The sequence below is a fragment of the Arthrobacter sp. zg-Y238 genome (genome assembly GCF_024385525.1).
GTDB classification, from domain to species: Bacteria; Actinomycetota; Actinomycetes; order Actinomycetales; family Micrococcaceae; genus Arthrobacter_B; species Arthrobacter_B jinronghuae.
Map to the genome: position 1 here is coordinate 91,308 of NZ_JANFLU010000008.1, position 16,749 is coordinate 108,056.

Genomic DNA, 16,749 nt, shown 5'->3' on the forward strand with positions numbered 1-16,749 from the left:
GATGGTTCCGGTTGCGGGGGTGAAAGCTTCAGCAGTGGCAGCCACGATGGTTGCTCCTCTTCGTCGAAATGGATTGTTGCCTGATCCAACAGTATTCCGGCCGGCGGCATTCCCGGTGGCAGACTGGAGGCATGTGCGGAAGATACGTCATGGCCCGCTCCGCGGGGGACCTCGTGGCCGAGGCAGAAGCGGAGGCTGACGCGAACCTGGAACTGCGCGCGTCCTGGAACGTAGCCCCGACGTCGGACGTCCCCGTTGTCCTCGAACGGTTCGTGGACGTGCCGGGCCGGGGACGGACGCAGGTGCGCCAGATCCACGTTGCCCGGTGGGGCCTGGTGCCGGGGTGGGCAGGTGATGCATCCGTAGGCGTACGTGCGTTCAACGCCCGCAGCGAGACTGTCCTGGAAAAGCCCACGTTCCGTGAGGCAGTTCTCTCGCGCCGCTGTGCGGTGCCGGTGGACGGCTACTACGAATGGAAGGTGGGCCCCGGCAAGGCGCGCCGCCCGTTCCACGTTTCCCGGGCCGACGGCGCCCCGATCTACTTCGCCGGCCTGTATGAGTGGTGGCGGGATCCGGCGAAGGCCGAAGGGGACCCGGAGATGTGGCTGCTCTCGACGTCGATCCTGACCGTCGCCTCGCCCCCGGCGGAGAGCGCCGAACCGGCACTGCGCGAACTGGCCGGGCTGCATGACCGGCTGCCGCTGCCGCTGTCCCGGGACGCCATGGCTGCCTGGTTGGATCCGACGCGGCGCGATGCGGGCACGCTGGTAGCCCTGGCTACGGCGCAGGCCTACCCGACGGCGGCGGACTGGGTGCTGTCCGAAGCCCATCCTGCCGTGGGTAACGTGCGCAACGACGGCGAGTACCTGCTGCATCCCGACCCGGCGGAGACGGTGCCGACGGAGGACGTGCTGTTCTAGCGGGAACTTATTCGGAAATCACTGCCAGGGTGACCCGGCCGGCGTCGTCCACCCTGAGGCCGGGGTTGAAGCAGACTTCCCAGCGCAGTCCATCGGGGTCCGTGAAGTAGCCGGAATAGCCGCCCCAGCTCATTTGGGTTCCGGGGGCGGTGATGATCCCGCCGGCGCCGGCGGCGTTGGCCAGCACGGCGTCCACCTCGGCGGCCGAGTCCACGTTGTGCCCGAGGGTAACCGGGGCGTTGTGGAGTTCGCCGACCGCACCGGCTTCCGCAGCCAGATGGTCGGCCCGGAAAAAGGCCAGAAGCAGCCCATGGTTGATCTGGAAGAAGATCACCTCGTCGGGGACGTATTGCACTGTTTCCCAGCCGAGCCGCGAAACGTAGAACGCGTGAGTTACTTCGAGGTCCCGTACGCCTACGGTGACCACGGAAACGTGGGGATTCACGCCTATGATCCTGCCATGAAAGCGCCGGACGGCCATTACCCGGGTAGCGGGGGCCCGGTGCGGCGCCTGCGGCCCGGGAATGGTTACTCTTAAGGGATGGAATCAGCTGAGCAGAAATCCGTTTCGGGACAGCTAGATAATGTCCGGACAGCAATTGACGAAATCGATGAGGAAATTGTCGCGCTGATCTGGCGGCGGCAGCGGCTGGTCCGCGTCGCCGGGGGACTGAAGGACAACGACGACGCCGTCCGCTCGCCCAAGCGCATGGAGGAAGTCATTGCCCATGTCCGCCATGCGGCCCAGGAGCAGGACGGCGACTGCAACGTGGTGGAACGCACGTACAAGGCCATGATCGAGGCCTTCATCGACTACGAGCTGAAGGTCCGCCACGAGATGGAGACCCAGCGCAAGCTGGACGCCTTCAGCCGCAGCTAGCGGGGGTCCGCTTCCGGCACGCCGCGCCACACGCCGTCGGCGTTCTCAACCGCGGGGTTGCCCGCATCGGGTAGGTTGTGCCGCATGACACAAACCGTCGGTGGCCTCTTCCCTTTACCTGATGGCGAACGGGTCCACGCGTGGCTGTCCCTGGAATGGGGATCGCGCAAGGAGACTCCGGTGCAGGTCGCGGAACGGATCCTGTTGACGCTCCCGTTGCTTCGAAACAGGTTTCCGGAACTGGACGCAGCGTGGCAGATGTCGGTGAAGACCCTCTTCGCGCCCGGACTCCAATGGATCGACGTCCCTGACGGGCCGGAAACACTCGGAGCGCTGATTCAAAGTCCCCGCCAGCGCGACGTCCCCGACTCCCTTGTGGACACCGGAACCCTGAAGGCAAAATTTTCACTGACCGCGGGCGGCGATCCGGAGAACGGACTGTTTCTGTTTGATATTTCTGCCGGCCGCAGCCATTTCTGGACGCTGCCGGCAAACAGCATTTCACTTCGGCCGCCTGCGGAATTCGTTCTCGGTTCCCCTGAGGAAGCCCGCGGCTGGTTCGGTGAACTGGTCCGAATCTGGCAACCCGAAACTGCGTGCCTTATGACCCCGGAAACCATGGACCTCTGCAGAGAGAGGAGGGGTCAACTGGGGATCGGGCACCGGCCGTTCAGCGCTCCGTCTGTGGGCTATCTGAACTGGTTCTCGCGCACCGGGTACGGCAGGCTTCCTTTCCCGCTGGACGCGGTGACCCGTGAGGACCCGGACGGGACGCTGATTGCCGTCCCGGATTGGAACGCCGCCGCCGTCGCTGACCTGTATGCCGAGCTGGAGACCATGGGGATGCTGCACGAGATGCCGGATCACCAGGTTCCCGATGGTCCCTTCCACGAAGACCGGGCCTGAATCGGGTAGGTTGTGCCGCATGACACTCACTGTGGCCGACCTGTTTCCGGAGGATAAGGCGGTCCGTATCGGGCTGCTGTGGGGAGCCAGGAGGGAAACGGCGGAGCAGGTGGCCGCCCGGATCCTGCGGATGCTGGACCTGTTCCGGGGACGGTTTGATGCTGCCGAGAGTGAGTGGCACGGCCCCGCACTCGTGTTCAGGGACGCTGCGGACTTTACGGACCCGTCCGCACTGGGCCGGGCAATTGAAAGCCACCGGGAGCGCGACGCCCCCGACTCGCCGTTTTCCACCGGCACCAGAAAGATGCAGTTCCTGCTTTACGCTGACACGGGTGCCAAGGAACCGCTGTTCTCCCTGGACGTTACCGCCGGCCGGAACCTCGGCCCGAGACCCAACAAAATCTCCCTGAAACTGCCGGGGGGCTTCACTATCGGCACCCCTGATGAGGCCTCCGCCTGGTTCCGGAAGCTGATCCGCATCTGGGAACCGGAAACGGCGAGCCTTACCAGCCGGGAATCCTATGACAGGGTCAGCGAGCGCCGGACCCGGTTGGGATTGCCGGCACATACATCTCACCGGGAACCCGCCGTCGGATACCTCAACTGGTTCTCCCGGACGGCCTACGGGCGGCTCCCCTTCCACATTGCTGCTGCCGCCGTGCAAAACTACCCGGACGGAACGCTCATCACGGTGAAGGACTGGCATGCCCCGGCCGTGGCGGATGTGTACGCCGAACTGCAGGTCATGGGGATGATGCACGAGATGCCGCCGGTCCAGGTGCTAGGGAACCATGGGGGAAACTGATCCGACGCCGGAGGGGAACCGCTGGCGTCCCGTGGCGGCGGCGCTCGCTGACCGCCGGCGCCTGCACCTGTACGCCCGAGCCGTGCTGGCGGACAACGACGGCGCATGCCTGGACCCGGAGGATCTCACCTCTTCCGAGACCAAGTCGTTGGCCGTGCTGCAGAACGCCGGCCTGGTCCGCGTCGGCGAGCGCGGCGTGGAACCCGTAGCCTCGGTCTTCGCTGATCTGCTGGCCGCCGGGGTACGCACACCCGACACGTCGGCCCGCCGCTTTCTGGTCAACGGCAGGCTCGAGTCCTACCCGCGCAAACGCTCCGACCGGCTGGAGCTGCTCCATTTCCTGGCCGGGGAGGTCTTTGAACATGCACGGTCGCCGGAGCCGGGGCTCCGGCCGGTCCTGTCGGAGAAGGAACTCACCACCCGGCTGACGGCCTTCACCGCAGATCCCGCTGCCATCCGCCGCTATCTGGTGGATGAAGGCATCGTGGCCCGGGATGCCGCAGGCACCCAGTACTGGCTCACCCGTCCCCGCCCGGCGGAAGGAATGGAATTTGCCTAGTTTCCCGGAAACGGCCAAGCTCACTGCCACCAACGAGGCTCCCGGCACCCCCGCCACCGTGGAGGGCCTGGTGAACTTCCGCGATCTGGGCGGCCGACGACGGCGAGACGGCACGCTTACGCCGCACGGGGTCTTCTTCCGCTCCGAAACGGTGGACCTGATCCGGCCCGGCGGCTGGGACACCCTGTATGCGCTGGGAGTGCGTACCGTCGTCGACCTCCGCCAGCCGCCCGAACGTGCACGGGACACCACCGCGCGCCCGGACTGGCTCACCACGGTTCCCGTGGACCTGGACGGCCTGGCCGAGAACCCGGAGTTCTGGGAAGGGTACTGGGACAACGGGCTGATGGGCACGCCGCTGTACTTCCTGCCGCACCTGACCCGACTGCCGGACCGGATGGGCGCCGTCCTCACCGCCCTGGCCGGCGCACCCGAGGGCGGGGTGCTTTTCCACTGCATGGCGGGACGTGACCGCACCGGAATGACCGCAATGGTCCTGCTCGCGGCAGTGGACGCGGAGCCGGAGGAGATCCGGGAGGACTACTTCGAAACCGTCCGCAACGCGGACGCCTTCGCAGCAGCAACGGGACGGCCCAATCCGGAGGCACAGAGCGAAAAACTGTGCGCCGAGCACGGAACCAGCATGGACGGTGCCCTCCGCGCGGCGGTGGACGGCTTTTCGCTGCAGCGGCTCTTTGACGATGCCGGGCTGCCGGAAGCAGTCCGCACCGGCATCCGCACCTGGCGGGGAGCAGTTACCGCCGAGCCTTAGCGCTGCTCTGCTACTCCGACGTCCCCGCTTCGAGGATCGACACGATTGAGAAGAGCGTAAAGCAGACAGCTCCGAGCCCAACCAGCACGTGCGCGGGGACAAAGAACGCCGGGTCTGTGCCTGCGGCTTCAAAGAGGAACGCGGCGAAAAACAGACAGGTGAGCGCTGTTCCGATGGGCATCAGCGGGATGCGGTTGGCCAGGGCAAACGTGCGGCGCCAGACGAGGGCGAGCAACAGCACCTTCGACAGGATGCTGAAGCAGATCAGCCCGAGGCCGATCAGCACACATCCCGGGGCCAGCCGGTAGGGTTCGTGTGAGCTGAACAGCACGAATAGTCCGAGCAGCACATTGATCGTGCCGGCGGCAGCCACGAGCCAGGGCCAGGCGGAACGTTCGCCGCCGCTGAATTCGTTGCGCACCTGGCGCACGATGCTCGCGACCAGGGCGATCAGCGACGTGCAGATCGCCGACAGGCCGATCAGGACGTGGCCGGCAACGAATCCGGGAGTATCTCCGCGCACCAACAGGCCGATCGCAAGGGAGAAACCGACGACGGCGGCCGCAACCGGAACTGCGAGCAGCGCGGCGCCGACGGCGCGGGAGTGGGCACCTTCCGGCGGGCCGCCCTGAGGCTCGAGTAACTGTGCTGACTGGATGAGCGTGAATTTTGTGGACGCGGCCGCGACGGTGCTGACGCACGCGGCGACGAAGCCGATGCCGATCACAACGAAGCCCGCCGTGAGGTTCTCCGCCGTGTTGTCCCGGTTGGCCAGAGCGATGCCCCAGATGATGGCGGCGGCAGCAGCCACGTAGCCGGACAGCGGCAGGATGATCGCCCACGCGCGCCCATAGCGGTTGATGAGCTGCCTGATGATGGTGGCCGCCGTGGTGAACAGTGCATAACAGATGGCGGTCAGCCCGACGTTGACGTGTCCGGCGACAAAGTGATCGGCATCGTTCCGCCCGGCCAGGATGTAAAGGCCGAAGGACAGGCAGACAGCGCCCATGAGAAGCGGTATGGCGCGGAAAATGACACTTATTGTCCGGTTCATGGTGTACCCCGAAGGCGATCCCGTGCGGCTTCGACGTCGTGGCCGGTCCGCGTTTAGTGCCAGTCTGCGCCTGTCCTAACCGTGGAACAACGCCGAGGCAGGGAGCAGTTCCCCAGGCTATGGAACTTCGCTCCGTCCCTGCCCTGGACCAGACAGCCACGACGCCTGCCGGTACCGGCGGCATGGGTGGCCGCCGCCGACCGTTGACTTGGCAGGACGGTGGGCGTCGAATGGAAGTTCCGACCGGAGTGCCCCTCATCCGGCGGAAATTTCCAAGGAGGAGTGCATGGCCGACCGGTTTACTCCCCACGGAACCGCAGCAACCCATCCGATAGCCGGTATGGCCGGTGCCATGGGAGCACCGGTCAATGCCGTCCCCCTGGTGGCGCACACGCCGCAGGCCCGGAGCGGCCCGCCAACGGGCGGGGAGAGTGCACAGGGCCGCGCCGATGCGGGAGGCGGGCACTCGCGGCGGCAGATCGCCGTCGTCTTCGCCGGGCTGATGCTCGCGGTGCTTGTCGCCGCCCTGGACCAGACCATCGTCTCCACCGCCCTGCCCACCATCGTGGGGGACCTGCAGGGCATGGACCACCTCTCCTGGGTGATCACCGCCTACCTGCTGACCTCCACCATCGGGCTGCCGATCTACGGGAAGCTCGGGGACCTGCTCGGGCGCAAGAACATCTTCATTTTCGCTATCGTGGTTTTCCTGGGCGGCTCCGCCCTGTCCGGGCAGGCGCACAGCATGACCGAGCTCATCACCTACCGCGCCGTCCAGGGCGTAGGCGGCGGCGGGCTGATTATCGGTGCGCAGGCCATCATCGGCGACATTGTGCCCGCCCGCGAGCGCGGCAAGTACATGGGCCTGATCGGCGCGGCGTTCGGCATCGCTTCCGTCAGCGGACCGCTGCTGGGCGGATACCTCACCGACTACTGGTCCTGGCGGTGGGTGTTTTACATCAACCTGCCCATCGGTGCGGTGGCGCTCGCGGTCATCATCACCGCGCTGCACCTGCCGCGGTCCGACCGCAAAGGGATCCGGCTGGACTATGCCGGGGCCGCACTGCTTGCCGTCGGCAGCGCCGCCCTGGTGCTGCTGACCAGCTGGGGCGGCAACAACTATGCCTGGACCTCGCCCACCATCCTCACGCTGGGAGCGGTGGCCGCCGTCGCCGTCGCCATCTTCATTCCGGTGGAACTGCGCGCGTCCGAACCGATCCTTCCGCTGCGCCTGTTCGGGATCCGCAACTTCCTGATCTGCACGCTGGTGGGGCTCGCGGTAGGCCTGGCCATGTTCGGGTCCATTGCCTACCTGCCCACCTTCCTGCAGATCGTCAACGGAGCCAGTCCCACTATGTCCGGGCTGATGATGCTCCCCATGACCGCGGGGCTGCTCACCACCTCGATCGGGACGGGGCAGCTGATCTCCCGCACGGGCAAGTACAAGATCTATCCGATTCTCGGCTCACTCACCATGATCTGCGGACTGCTGCTGCTCTCGCGCATTTCCAGTACGACGCCGTACTCCCTCACCGCGCTGGGCATGTTCGTGCTGGGACTGGGGATCGGGGCGCTGATGCAGAACGTGGTGCTGATTGTGCAGAACAGCGTCCCTGCCAAGGACATGGGCACCGGGGTTTCCACCGCCAACTACTTCCGGCAGATGGGCGGTTCGCTGGGGATTGCCCTTTTCGGCTCCCTGTTCATCCGCCGGCTGAACGACCAGCTGGCCTCCGCGCCGGCCGGAGCCGGCGACGCGGCGTCGGGCGGCGCCAATTCAATCAGTCCGGACAGCATCAGGGCCCTGCCCGCTCCGGCGCAGGACTTCATCAAATCCGCGTTCGGCGAAGCGCTGCCGCCGATCTTCCTGCTCGGGGTGCCGATCCTGGGGGCGGCCTTTGTCCTGACGCTGTTTCTTGTCCAGCAGCCGTTGTCCCGGACGGCGCGGGTGAACGTGGACGCAACGTAGGGCCAACAACAACCATGAAGAGAAGAAACCCGCCATGTCCCACAGAGCAATAACGCCGCGCACCGCGGCGCCCGCGGCCCGCTCCGGGACCGCCCTGCCGAAGCACCGGGTGGACGCCGCCCGGGGCGCGGAACCGAAGCGGAACCTCGTGCCGGTCTTCACGGGGCTGGTGCTCTCGGTGCTGCTGGCAGCCCTGGACCAAACCATCGTCGCTACGGCCCTGCCCACCATTGTGGGGGACCTGAACGGGTTGGAGCATCTGTCCTGGGTGGTCACCGCGTACATCCTGGCGGCAACCATCGGCCTGCCGATCTACGGCAAGCTCGGTGATCTGTTTGGCCGCAAGAGCATTTTCATTTTCGCCATCGTGGTGTTCCTCGCCGGCTCGGTCCTATCCGGACTGGCCCAGAACATGGGCCAGCTGATCGGGTTCCGTGCGCTGCAGGGGGTAGGCGGCGGCGGGCTGATGATCGGGGCGCAGGCCATCCTCGGGGACCTGGTCTCCCCGCGGGAGCGCGGGAAGTACATGGGCCTGATCGGGGCGGCCTTCGGGCTGGCGTCCGTGGGCGGTCCGTTACTGGGCGGCTGGATCACCGATGCCTGGTCCTGGCGGTGGGTGTTCTACATCAACCTGCCCATCGGCGCGGTGGCGCTCGCCGTCGTCGTGTCTTCGCTGCATCTGCCCAAACCCCGGGGCAGGCGCCCGAAACTGGATTACGCAGGCGCCGGGCTGCTTGCGCTCGCGAGCGCCGCCCTGGTGATGCTCACCACCTGGGCCGGCACCACGTACGCCTGGTCAAGTCCGCAGATTCTTGCCCTGGCCGTGGTGACGCTGGCGGCCGGCACGTCATTTGTCCTGGTGGAGAGGCGGGCCGAGGAACCCATCCTGCCGCTTGGCCTGTTCCGCAGCCGGAATTTCCTGCTGCCGGTGCTGGTGGGCATCGCCGTCGGAATCGCGATGTTCTCCACCATCTCCTACCTGCCCACCTTCCTGCAGATGGTCAACCGGGCCACCGCCACGCAGTCGGGCCTGATGATGCTGCCCATGATGGGCGGGCTGCTGCTGACCTCCATCGGCACCGGGCAGCTGATTTCCCGCACCGGCCGGTACAAGATCTATCCGGTGCTGGGGTGTGCGGTGATCATTGCCGGGTTGGTGCTGCTCTCACGGATCTCGGACACCACCCCATACGGGTTCACCGCAATCGGCATGCTGGTGATGGGACTCGGGCTGGGAATGCTGATGCAGAACCTGGTGCTGATTGTGCAGAACAGCGTGCCGGGCAGGGACATGGGCGCGGCTATCTCAGCAGCGAATTATTTCCGCCAGATCGGTGCCTCGTTCGGGATCGCGCTGTTCGGGTCGATCTTCATCCACCGGTTGGGCAATGAGATTGCCGCGGCGCCGCCGGGGGCCGGGACTGCCCTCGGAGGGGACATCAATTCGCTGAGTCCGGCTATGCTCCGCGGGCTCCCCGCACCGGCGCAGGACTTCATTGCTGCGGCATTCGGGCAGGCCCTGCCTCCCATTTTCCTGCTCAGTGTGCCCATCGTGGCAGTTGCCCTGGTGCTGTGCCTGTTCATTCGGGAGACGCCGTTGTCCACCACGGCGCGGGTGAAGGTGGACGTGGACAGCGGGAGATAGGAGCGGCCTGGCGTTAGGTGCCGTCATAACCGGATAGGGCGATCACCAGCAGGAAAAGCGCTGCCACGAGGCCTGCCTGCCAGATCAGGGAGGGAATGATGTACAGGCGGGCGGCAAGCTTCTTGTTCCCCTGGATAAGCGCCGCGATGAATCCCGTCACTCCTGCGAGCAGGGTGAACAGGCCGGAAAAGGCGAAGAAGCCAAAAATGGAGAAGTCGGAGACGTCCCAGGGGGCGAGGATGACGAGGGGGCGGACGACGATCGCCCAGACGATCGACACGAGGATCATTCCCGTTATCGCTGCCGCGCTGAACCGTGTTTTCCGGGAGGCCGCTTCTGGGGGAACCGGGCCCTGATCCGCAGGCAGGACGTCTTGCAGATATGGATTCCGGTGCTGGGGTTCAGGTCCCTGCCCGAACGGATTCCACGGTTCCGACTGCTGCCCTCCATTAGGCGGTGTGTTGCTGTCTGCTGCCATAACCGGCCCCCATCCGATGAGTATTGCCTGGACCAAGGCATCCTGCGCAGAATCCAGCTGTCTGGAAACAGTGTGCACCATGCGGGCATCGGCTCCGGCAGCGGCACACCTGGGCTCTGCTGCTTCTGAGCGGATCTCCTTTCCCATCCACCTCCGCGTGGTGCCGTTTGTCCCCGGCTGGTCGTACACTGGTGGCGGAGCTGTTCGAACATATGTTCGAATTAGTTGCCAACTGATAACCAGTGGTGAGAGACGTAGGCGGTGTGCCTGTCTACCGGGGCGGGGAGGAAGCTGAATGGGTACCTTCAGCGAAGCAATCGAGGTGGTGTGCTCGCCCGCGGGCCAGCCTCTCCGGCTTATCTGGGGCGGGCGCACCTACAAGGTGGGGGCCGATCCGGTGCGCTGGTATGAGCGCCGCAACTGGTGGGAAGAGGAAACCCGTGCCGAACGCGGCCACGGCGCTGGACTGGTGGATACCGAGATCTGGCGGGTCCAGGCCCGCGTCAATGACCGCTCCGACCTGCGCACCCTCGACCTTTCGCATCACGTCCGCAGCGACCGCTGGCGCCTGATCCGGATCCACGATGCCCTGAGGGACAGCGCCTAATGGAAGACAGTGCCTAATGGAAGACGGCGCCTAAACAATGAGCTTTATCCACCTGCACGCAGCCACTGCGTTCAGCGCCCACTACGGGGTGTCCTGGCCGGAGGAGATGGCGCAGGCCGCTGCTGCCGACGGCGCGGATGCGCTCGCCTGCACGGACCGGGACGGGCTCTATGGAACGGTCAAGCACCTGCGGGCGTGCATGGAGGCGGGCATCGATCCCATCGTCGGGGTGGACCTGGCTGTGCTGGATGGCAGTAACGCCGTCACGGGACGGGTGGTCATTCTCGCCCACGGGCATACCGGAGGAGCAGGCTACCGTGCCCTGTGCCGGCTGATCTCCGCCGCGCACGCCGCCACCTCCGCCTCCCGGGCACGCGCCGGCAAACCGGTAGGCGTCACCATGGAGCAGCTTGCCGGGTACGTCGGCGGCGTAAGGGCCGGGCAAGGCGTCCCCGAGGAGGAGGCCGAACCGGTCCTGACCGTCCTCGTCGGCCCGCAGTCCGACGTCGGCCAGGCCATGCGCAGCCGAAGCTACGCCGTCGCCCGCACCCTGTTCGGCCGCTGGCGCTCGCTGATCCCTGCCCGGGCGCTCGCCGTCGAGGTGGTCACGCATCTGTCTGCGCCGGGGGAGAACCTCAGCCTTGCCCACGCAGTACGCATGTTCCGGCTGGCCGACGAGATGCGCGTGCCCGGCATCCTCACCAATGCCGTGCGCTATGTGGACGAGGATGGAGCCGCCACCGCCGACGTGCTCGACGCCGCGCGCTCGCTGACCTCGCTCTCCCACCTCCCGGACTTACAGCCCAACGGACAGGGCTGGCTCAAGGGGACACGGGAGATGACCGCACTGGCCCGTGAGATCAGCTCAGAGGCAGGCTACGGTTCCTCCGGAGCGGCACGGATGCTGGCCGACACTGCGGCGCTCGCGGATAGCTGCCGGATAGATCCCGTGGCGGACATGGGCTGGAAGCAGCCCGTGGTGCCCGAAGCCTCGGTGATCGGCATCGAGGCCGAACCCATGATCGAACTGCGCCAGCGCTGCGAGGCGGGGATTACCCGCAGGCTGCGTGCCCGGGACTCCATTGCCGAAGTCGAACTGCGCAACCGGCTCGAACACGAGCTGGGCATCATCGAGCAGCTGGGCTTCGCCTCGTACTTCCTCACCGTTGCGGAAGTCTCGGACATGATCACCGGGATGGGGGTACGCGCCGCCGCCCGGGGGTCGGGAGCCTCCTCGCTGGTGAACTACCTGCTGGGCGTCAGCCACGTGAACCCGCTGGATCATGACCTGATCTTTGAACGCTTCCTCTCCCGGGACCGGTCCACGCTGCCGGACATCGACATTGACGTCGAGAGCGCCGAGCGGCACAACGTCTATCACCGCATCTTCGAACGCTTCGGCTCCGAACGCGTCACGCTGATGAGCATGCAGAACGGCTACCGGGCACGGGGAGCGGTGCGCGACGCCGGACTGGCGCTGGGCATGCCCGAGGAGGAGATCGGCGCTGTGGCTAAGCAGCTGTGGCGTTTCTCGGCCCGCAACTTCCGCGAGGCGCTCGCCGAAAAGCCCGAACTGCGGGAATTCTCCGGCCAGGTGGAAAAAAACCAGCAGCTGGACCTGCTGGTGGACCTCACCGAACGCCTGGACCGGCTGCCCCGGCACATCTCCATGCATCCCTGCGGAGTGATCCTGGGGGACACCTCCCTGCTGGACCGCACCCCAGTGCAGCCCAGCGGCCTGGGCCTGCCCATGTCCCAGTTCGACAAGCACGACATGGACCCCATGGGCATGCTCAAACTCGACGTGCTGGGCGTGCGGATGCAGAGCGCCATGGCCTTTGCCGTCCGCGAAGTGGTGCGGGTGCACTCCTCCCGTGAAGAGGTCATTGCCGCCGGGAAGCACCGGGACAGGCCGGACTCCCCGGACCCGGAGTTCGTCGAAGCGGACGGCCGGATCAACTTGGATGCCGTGCCGTTCGACGACGAACCCACCTACGAACTTATCCGCAGCACGCATACCCTGGGCTGCTTCCAGATCGAATCCCCGGGACAGCGTGAACTGGTGGGCAAGCTGGCGCCGCGGGAGTTCAATGACCTGATCATCGACATCTCCCTGTTCCGGCCCGGCCCGATGAAATCCGATATGGTCCGCCCGTTCCTGGAACACCGGCACGGCTTTTCCCCCGAGGTGTACCCGCACGAGGCGCTGCGCCCGGTGCTGGCCGAAACGCACGGCGTCACCGTCTTCCACGAACAGGTGCTGCGGACCCTGAACGTCTTCACCGGCTGCGGGCTGGCGAAGGCGGATGAACTGCGCCGGCTGCTGGGCAACGAAACCGCCGAGCCCGGCGTGGAGGAATACTTCCGCAGCAAGGCCGCCGCCCGCGGCTACACTCCGGAGACCATCGACAAGGTCTGGGACACGCTCAAGGCCTTCGGCAGCTTCGGCTTCTGCAAGGCCCACGGCGCTGCCTTTGCCGTACCCACCTACCAGTCCGCGTGGTTGAAGGCGCACCACCCGGCAGCGTTCCTCGCCGGGATTTTCGAGCACGATCCCGGGATGTATCCCCGCCGGCTGCTCGTGGCCGAGGCCCGGCGGATGGGCATCCCCATCCTGCCCCTGGACATTAACCGCAGCGGCGAAACCTACCGGGTGGAACGGCTCGACGACGGACGGCTGGGCATCCGGCTTTCCCTGGCCGGGATCTACGGGCTGTCCGCCGTCGAGCTAAAGCGTATTGCCGCCGGGCAGCCCTATGACTCCCTGGCGGACCTGCGGGCACGCGCGAAGGTCTCCCGGCCCACGCTGCGCCGGCTGGCGCAGCTCGGTGCGTTCGACTCACTCAGCAAGCAGACCGGCTCCGAGGGCAGCCGCGCGGACCTGATCCAGTACCTGGACGCCGCACCGGCCAAGTCCGCGTCCCGGAAGCACGATCCGATTCCCGGGCAGCTGGCCCTGCCGCTGGGCGATACCGAGCTGGCGAACCTGCACCATCACCTGCCCGAACCGGGGCTGCGGGAAAAGGTCCGCACCGAACTGGACCTGCTGTCCGTGGACGTCAGCGCGCACCTGATGGAAAGCTACGGTCCGCTGTTGCGCGGGCTGGGCGTCACTCCCGCGGAAGCACTGATGGACCTGCGCAACGGGACCGAGGTGCTGGTCGCCGGGATCCGGGTGGCCACGCAGACTCCGCCCATGCGTGGGGGACGCCGGGTGGTGTTCATCAGCCTCGACGACGGCACCGGGTGCATTGACTGCACGTTCTTCCACGAGGCGCAGGAGAAATCCGGTCCGCTGCTTTTCGGCACGGAGCTGCTGCTGGTCCGCGGACTGACCCGCCGCACCGGCCCGCGGGGCATCAGCCTCCAGGCCCTCGAGGCATGGAACCTGGCGGACACGGACTCGCTTCCGAAGCCCGGCCGTCAGCGCGGCATGTTGGTGGGGTCCAAGCGCAGCGGATAACATCGGTACGGGCGGAAGTGCGGCCGTGTCCAGGCCGTGCAGCAGACGCCGTACAACGAAATCTAGGAGACAATCGTGTCAGTGCCAGAGAAGTTCACCCTCATCGTCGACGGCGAAGAGACCACGGTGGATACTGGCACCACTGGTGCGCAGCTCTTCTTCGACCGCCGCGACGTCGTCGTGATGCGCGTCCACTCCGTCCTCAAGGACCTGGATACGCCGCTGGAGCAGGGCGACATCGTGGAGTCCGTCACCATTGAGTCCGAAGACGGACTGAATGTCCTGCGCCACTCCACCGCCCATGTCATGGCCCAGGCCGTGCAGCAGCTGCGTCCGGATGCCAAGCTGGGCATCGGCCCGTACATCAAGGACGGTTTCTACTTCGACTTCGACGTAGCCGAGCCGTTCACGCCGGAGGATTTGAAGACCCTCGAGAAGATGATGCAGAAGATCATCAACTCGAACCAGAAGTTTGCCCGCCGCGTGGTCAGCGAAGACGAAGCCCGCGAAGCCATGAAGAACGAGCCGTACAAGCTTGAACTGCTGGGCAAGAAGGACGGCGCCGAGGAAGCCGGCGAAGGTGCCAGCATCGAGGTCGGTGCCGGCGAGATCACCATTTACGACAATGTGGACCGCAAGTCCGGCGACGTCGTCTGGTGCGATCTGTGCCGCGGCCCGCACCTGCCTAACACCAAGCTGATCTCCAACGCCTTCGCCCTCACCCGCTCCGCCGCCGCCTACTGGCTGGGCAACCAGAAGAACCAGCAGCTGCAGCGCATCTACGGCACCGCCTGGCCCACCAAGGACGCGCTGAAGGCCTACCAGGAACGCCTGGCCGAGGCCGAGCGCCGCGACCACCGCAAGCTGGGCACCGAACTGGACCTGTTCTCCTTCCCGGATGAGCTGGGTTCGGGCCTGCCGGTGTTCCACCCCAAGGGCGGCATCATCCGCAAGGCCATGGAGGACTACTCCCGCCAGCGCCACACCGAGGCCGGCTACGAGTTCGTCTACACCCCGCACATCACCAAGGGCCACCTGTACGAGGTTTCCGGCCACCTGGACTGGTACCGCGACGGGATGTTCCCTCCCATGCACGTGGACGAGGTCACCGACCCGGAGACCGGCGAGGTCACCAAGCCCGGCCAGGACTACTACCTGAAGCCGATGAACTGCCCCATGCACAACCTGATCTTCCGTTCCCGCGGACGGTCCTACCGTGAGCTTCCGCTGCGGCTGTTCGAATTCGGTTCCGTGTACCGCTACGAGAAGTCCGGCGTGATCCACGGCCTGACGCGTGTGCGGGGCATGACCCAGGACGACGCCCACATCTACTGCACCCGCGAGCAGATGAAGGACGAGCTGACCACCACGCTGAAGTTCGTGCTGGACCTGCTCAAGGACTACGGCCTGGATGACTTCTACCTGGAGCTGTCCACCAAGGACCCGGAGAAGTTCGTCGGCTCCGACGACATCTGGGAGGAAGCCACCCGCACCCTCGCCGAGGTTGCCGAAGCTTCCGGCCTGGACCTGGTCCCGGATCCGGGCGGAGCAGCCTTCTACGGCCCGAAGATTTCCGTCCAGGCCCGCGACGCCATCGGCCGCACCTGGCAGATGTCCACCATCCAGCTGGACTTCAACCTGCCCGAGCGCTTCGAGCTCGAGTACCAGGCCGCTGACGGCACCCGCCAGCGCCCGGTTATGATCCACCGCGCCCTGTTCGGCTCCGTGGAACGCTTCATGGCTGTGCTCACCGAGCACTACGCCGGCGCGTTCCCGGCCTGGCTGGCACCGGTGCAGGTAGTCGGCATCCCCGTGGCCGAAGCGTTCAACGACTACATGTTCGACGTCGTCGACAAGCTCAAGGCCCATGGCATCCGCGCCCAGGTGGACACCGGAACCGACCGCTTCCCGAAGAAGATCCGCACGGCGTCCAAGGACAAGATCCCGTTTGTCCTGATCGCCGGCGGCGACGACGCCGAGGCAGGCGCCGTGTCCTTCCGCTTCCGCGACGGCAGCCAGGACAACGGCGTACCCGTTGAAGAGGCCGTCAAGCGGATTGTCGAAGCCGTCCGTAACCGGGACAAGTAGGGCGGCGGGGACGCTATGGGAGAACAGCCTGACGACGCCGCGGTGACGGACACGTTTGAACTCGCCGGCGTCCCCGACGCTTTCCAGCGGCTCTGGACCCCGCACCGGCTTGCCTACATCAAGGGCGGGCAGAAGCAGGTCTCCTCAAAGGAGACCTGCCCGTTCTGCGCCGCGCCGGAGCGGTCGGACGAGGAATCGCTGATTGTCCACCGGGGGAAGCATGCCTTCGTCATCCTGAACCTCTTCCCGTACAACGCCGGCCACCTGCTGGTCTGCCCGTACCGGCATGTGCCGGACTACACGGACATCGACCCGGAGGAGACGGCGGAAATCGCGGCGCTGACCCAGACCGCCATGCGCGTGCTGCGGAAGGTGTCCAGCCCCACCGGTTTCAACCTGGGCATGAACCAAGGCGAAACCGGCGGGGCCGGGATTGCCGCCCACCTGCACCAGCACATCGTTCCGCGGTGGGGCGGTGATGGAAACTTCCTTCCGATCATCGCGCAGACCAAGGCCATCACCCAGACCCTGGGCGATGTGCGCCGGCAAGTGGCCGACGCCTGGCCTCAAGAGGGCTCCGGCCCGGACAGCGAGGACTGACGC

At 66.2% G+C, this 16,749-nt stretch carries 15 protein-coding genes; 12 read left to right on the plus strand and 3 right to left on the minus strand.

Going from position 1 to position 16,749, the window contains the following annotated elements; translation table 11 throughout:
- The first annotated feature begins 131 nt into the window (after window positions 1-131).
- The gene (locus tag NNX38_RS08135; protein ID WP_255797535.1) at window positions 132-920 is read left to right on the plus strand and encodes an SOS response-associated peptidase; all 789 of its coding nucleotides are present in this window, start codon (window positions 132-134) and stop codon (window positions 918-920) included.
- A 7-nt stretch (window positions 921-927) separates the two neighbouring features.
- On the opposite strand, the gene NNX38_RS08140 is transcribed toward NNX38_RS08135, so the two are convergent.
- The gene (locus NNX38_RS08140; protein WP_255797536.1) at window positions 928-1,365 is read right to left on the minus strand and encodes a VOC family protein; all 438 of its coding nucleotides are present in this window, start codon (window positions 1,363-1,365) and stop codon (window positions 928-930) included.
- 96 nt (window positions 1,366-1,461) lie between these two features.
- On the opposite strand from NNX38_RS08140, the gene NNX38_RS08145 reads away from it, so the two are divergent.
- The 5 genes from NNX38_RS08145 to NNX38_RS08165 all read left to right on the plus strand — a co-directional run bounded on the left by NNX38_RS08145 (window position 1,462) and on the right by NNX38_RS08165 (window position 4,842).
- On the plus strand, window positions 1,462-1,800 hold the full coding sequence (locus NNX38_RS08145) for a chorismate mutase (protein WP_255797537.1): 339 nt from the start codon (window positions 1,462-1,464) through the stop codon (window positions 1,798-1,800).
- Between the two features lie 84 nt (window positions 1,801-1,884).
- Window positions 1,885-2,706: a hypothetical protein gene (locus tag NNX38_RS08150; RefSeq protein WP_255797538.1), complete on the plus strand. Its 822-nt coding sequence runs from the start codon at window positions 1,885-1,887 to the stop codon at window positions 2,704-2,706.
- Between the two features lie 19 nt (window positions 2,707-2,725).
- Window positions 2,726-3,511: a hypothetical protein gene (locus NNX38_RS08155; protein WP_255797539.1), complete on the plus strand. Its 786-nt coding sequence runs from the start codon at window positions 2,726-2,728 to the stop codon at window positions 3,509-3,511.
- Window positions 3,498-4,070, plus strand: coding sequence for a DUF2087 domain-containing protein (locus NNX38_RS08160; RefSeq protein ID WP_255797540.1), 573 nt, complete (start codon window positions 3,498-3,500; stop codon window positions 4,068-4,070). Before NNX38_RS08155 ends, NNX38_RS08160 begins: the two co-directional genes overlap by 14 nt.
- The gene (locus NNX38_RS08165; protein WP_255797541.1) at window positions 4,063-4,842 is read left to right on the plus strand and encodes a tyrosine-protein phosphatase; all 780 of its coding nucleotides are present in this window, start codon (window positions 4,063-4,065) and stop codon (window positions 4,840-4,842) included. Before NNX38_RS08160 ends, NNX38_RS08165 begins: the two co-directional genes overlap by 8 nt.
- Before the next feature lie 10 nt (window positions 4,843-4,852).
- On the opposite strand, the gene NNX38_RS08170 is transcribed toward NNX38_RS08165, so the two are convergent.
- Window positions 4,853-5,896 carry a DUF2776 family protein gene (locus NNX38_RS08170; protein WP_255797542.1) on the minus strand — a complete coding sequence of 348 codons (1,044 nt, stop codon included), beginning with the start codon at window positions 5,894-5,896 and terminating at the stop codon, window positions 4,853-4,855.
- A 286-nt stretch (window positions 5,897-6,182) separates the two neighbouring features.
- Here NNX38_RS08170 and NNX38_RS08175 point away from each other — a divergent pair, with 286 nt between their 5' ends.
- Window positions 6,183-7,865, plus strand: a complete 1,683-nt coding sequence (locus NNX38_RS08175) for an MDR family MFS transporter (RefSeq protein ID WP_255797543.1) — start codon at window positions 6,183-6,185, stop codon at window positions 7,863-7,865.
- Between the two features lie 34 nt (window positions 7,866-7,899).
- Window positions 7,900-9,510, plus strand: a complete 1,611-nt coding sequence (locus NNX38_RS08180) for an MDR family MFS transporter (protein WP_255797544.1) — start codon at window positions 7,900-7,902, stop codon at window positions 9,508-9,510.
- A 13-nt stretch (window positions 9,511-9,523) separates the two neighbouring features.
- Here the strand turns inward: NNX38_RS08180 and NNX38_RS08185 are convergent, their stop codons facing one another.
- Window positions 9,524-9,790 (minus strand): hypothetical protein, encoded by a 267-nt coding sequence (locus NNX38_RS08185; RefSeq protein WP_255797545.1) that lies wholly within the window; start codon window positions 9,788-9,790, stop codon window positions 9,524-9,526.
- A gap of 493 nt (window positions 9,791-10,283) precedes the next feature.
- Here NNX38_RS08185 and NNX38_RS08190 point away from each other — a divergent pair, with 493 nt between their 5' ends.
- The 4 genes from NNX38_RS08190 to NNX38_RS08205 all read left to right on the plus strand — a co-directional run bounded on the left by NNX38_RS08190 (window position 10,284) and on the right by NNX38_RS08205 (window position 16,746).
- Entirely contained in the window at window positions 10,284-10,595 is a 312-nt protein-coding gene (locus tag NNX38_RS08190) for a DUF6504 family protein (protein ID WP_229951751.1), read from the plus strand.
- 37 nt (window positions 10,596-10,632) lie between these two features.
- Window positions 10,633-14,058, plus strand: coding sequence for a DNA polymerase III subunit alpha (locus tag NNX38_RS08195; RefSeq protein ID WP_255797546.1), 3,426 nt, complete (start codon window positions 10,633-10,635; stop codon window positions 14,056-14,058).
- 75 nt (window positions 14,059-14,133) lie between these two features.
- Window positions 14,134-16,146 (plus strand): threonine--tRNA ligase, encoded by a 2,013-nt coding sequence (gene thrS / locus NNX38_RS08200; RefSeq protein WP_255797547.1) that lies wholly within the window; start codon window positions 14,134-14,136, stop codon window positions 16,144-16,146.
- A 15-nt stretch (window positions 16,147-16,161) separates the two neighbouring features.
- The gene (locus NNX38_RS08205; RefSeq protein ID WP_255797548.1) at window positions 16,162-16,746 is read left to right on the plus strand and encodes an HIT domain-containing protein; all 585 of its coding nucleotides are present in this window, start codon (window positions 16,162-16,164) and stop codon (window positions 16,744-16,746) included.
- The last annotated feature ends 3 nt before the right edge of the window (window positions 16,747-16,749 follow it).

Coding starts and splice junctions, on each gene's coding strand:
- NNX38_RS08135 (WP_255797535.1), top strand. CDS start 132: ATGTGCGGAAGATACGTCATGGCCCGCTCCGCGGGGGACCTCGTGGCC.
- NNX38_RS08145 (WP_255797537.1), top strand. CDS start 1,462: ATGGAATCAGCTGAGCAGAAATCCGTTTCGGGACAGCTAGATAATGTC.
- NNX38_RS08150 (WP_255797538.1), top strand. CDS start 1,885: ATGACACAAACCGTCGGTGGCCTCTTCCCTTTACCTGATGGCGAACGG.
- NNX38_RS08155 (WP_255797539.1), top strand. CDS start 2,726: ATGACACTCACTGTGGCCGACCTGTTTCCGGAGGATAAGGCGGTCCGT.
- NNX38_RS08160 (WP_255797540.1), top strand. CDS start 3,498: ATGGGGGAAACTGATCCGACGCCGGAGGGGAACCGCTGGCGTCCCGTG.
- NNX38_RS08170 (WP_255797542.1), bottom strand. CDS start 5,896: ATGAACCGGACAATAAGTGTCATTTTCCGCGCCATACCGCTTCTCATG.
- NNX38_RS08175 (WP_255797543.1), top strand. CDS start 6,183: ATGGCCGACCGGTTTACTCCCCACGGAACCGCAGCAACCCATCCGATA.
- NNX38_RS08180 (WP_255797544.1), top strand. CDS start 7,900: ATGTCCCACAGAGCAATAACGCCGCGCACCGCGGCGCCCGCGGCCCGC.
- NNX38_RS08190 (WP_229951751.1), top strand. CDS start 10,284: ATGGGTACCTTCAGCGAAGCAATCGAGGTGGTGTGCTCGCCCGCGGGC.
- NNX38_RS08195 (WP_255797546.1), top strand. CDS start 10,633: ATGAGCTTTATCCACCTGCACGCAGCCACTGCGTTCAGCGCCCACTAC.
- NNX38_RS08205 (WP_255797548.1), top strand. CDS start 16,162: ATGGGAGAACAGCCTGACGACGCCGCGGTGACGGACACGTTTGAACTC.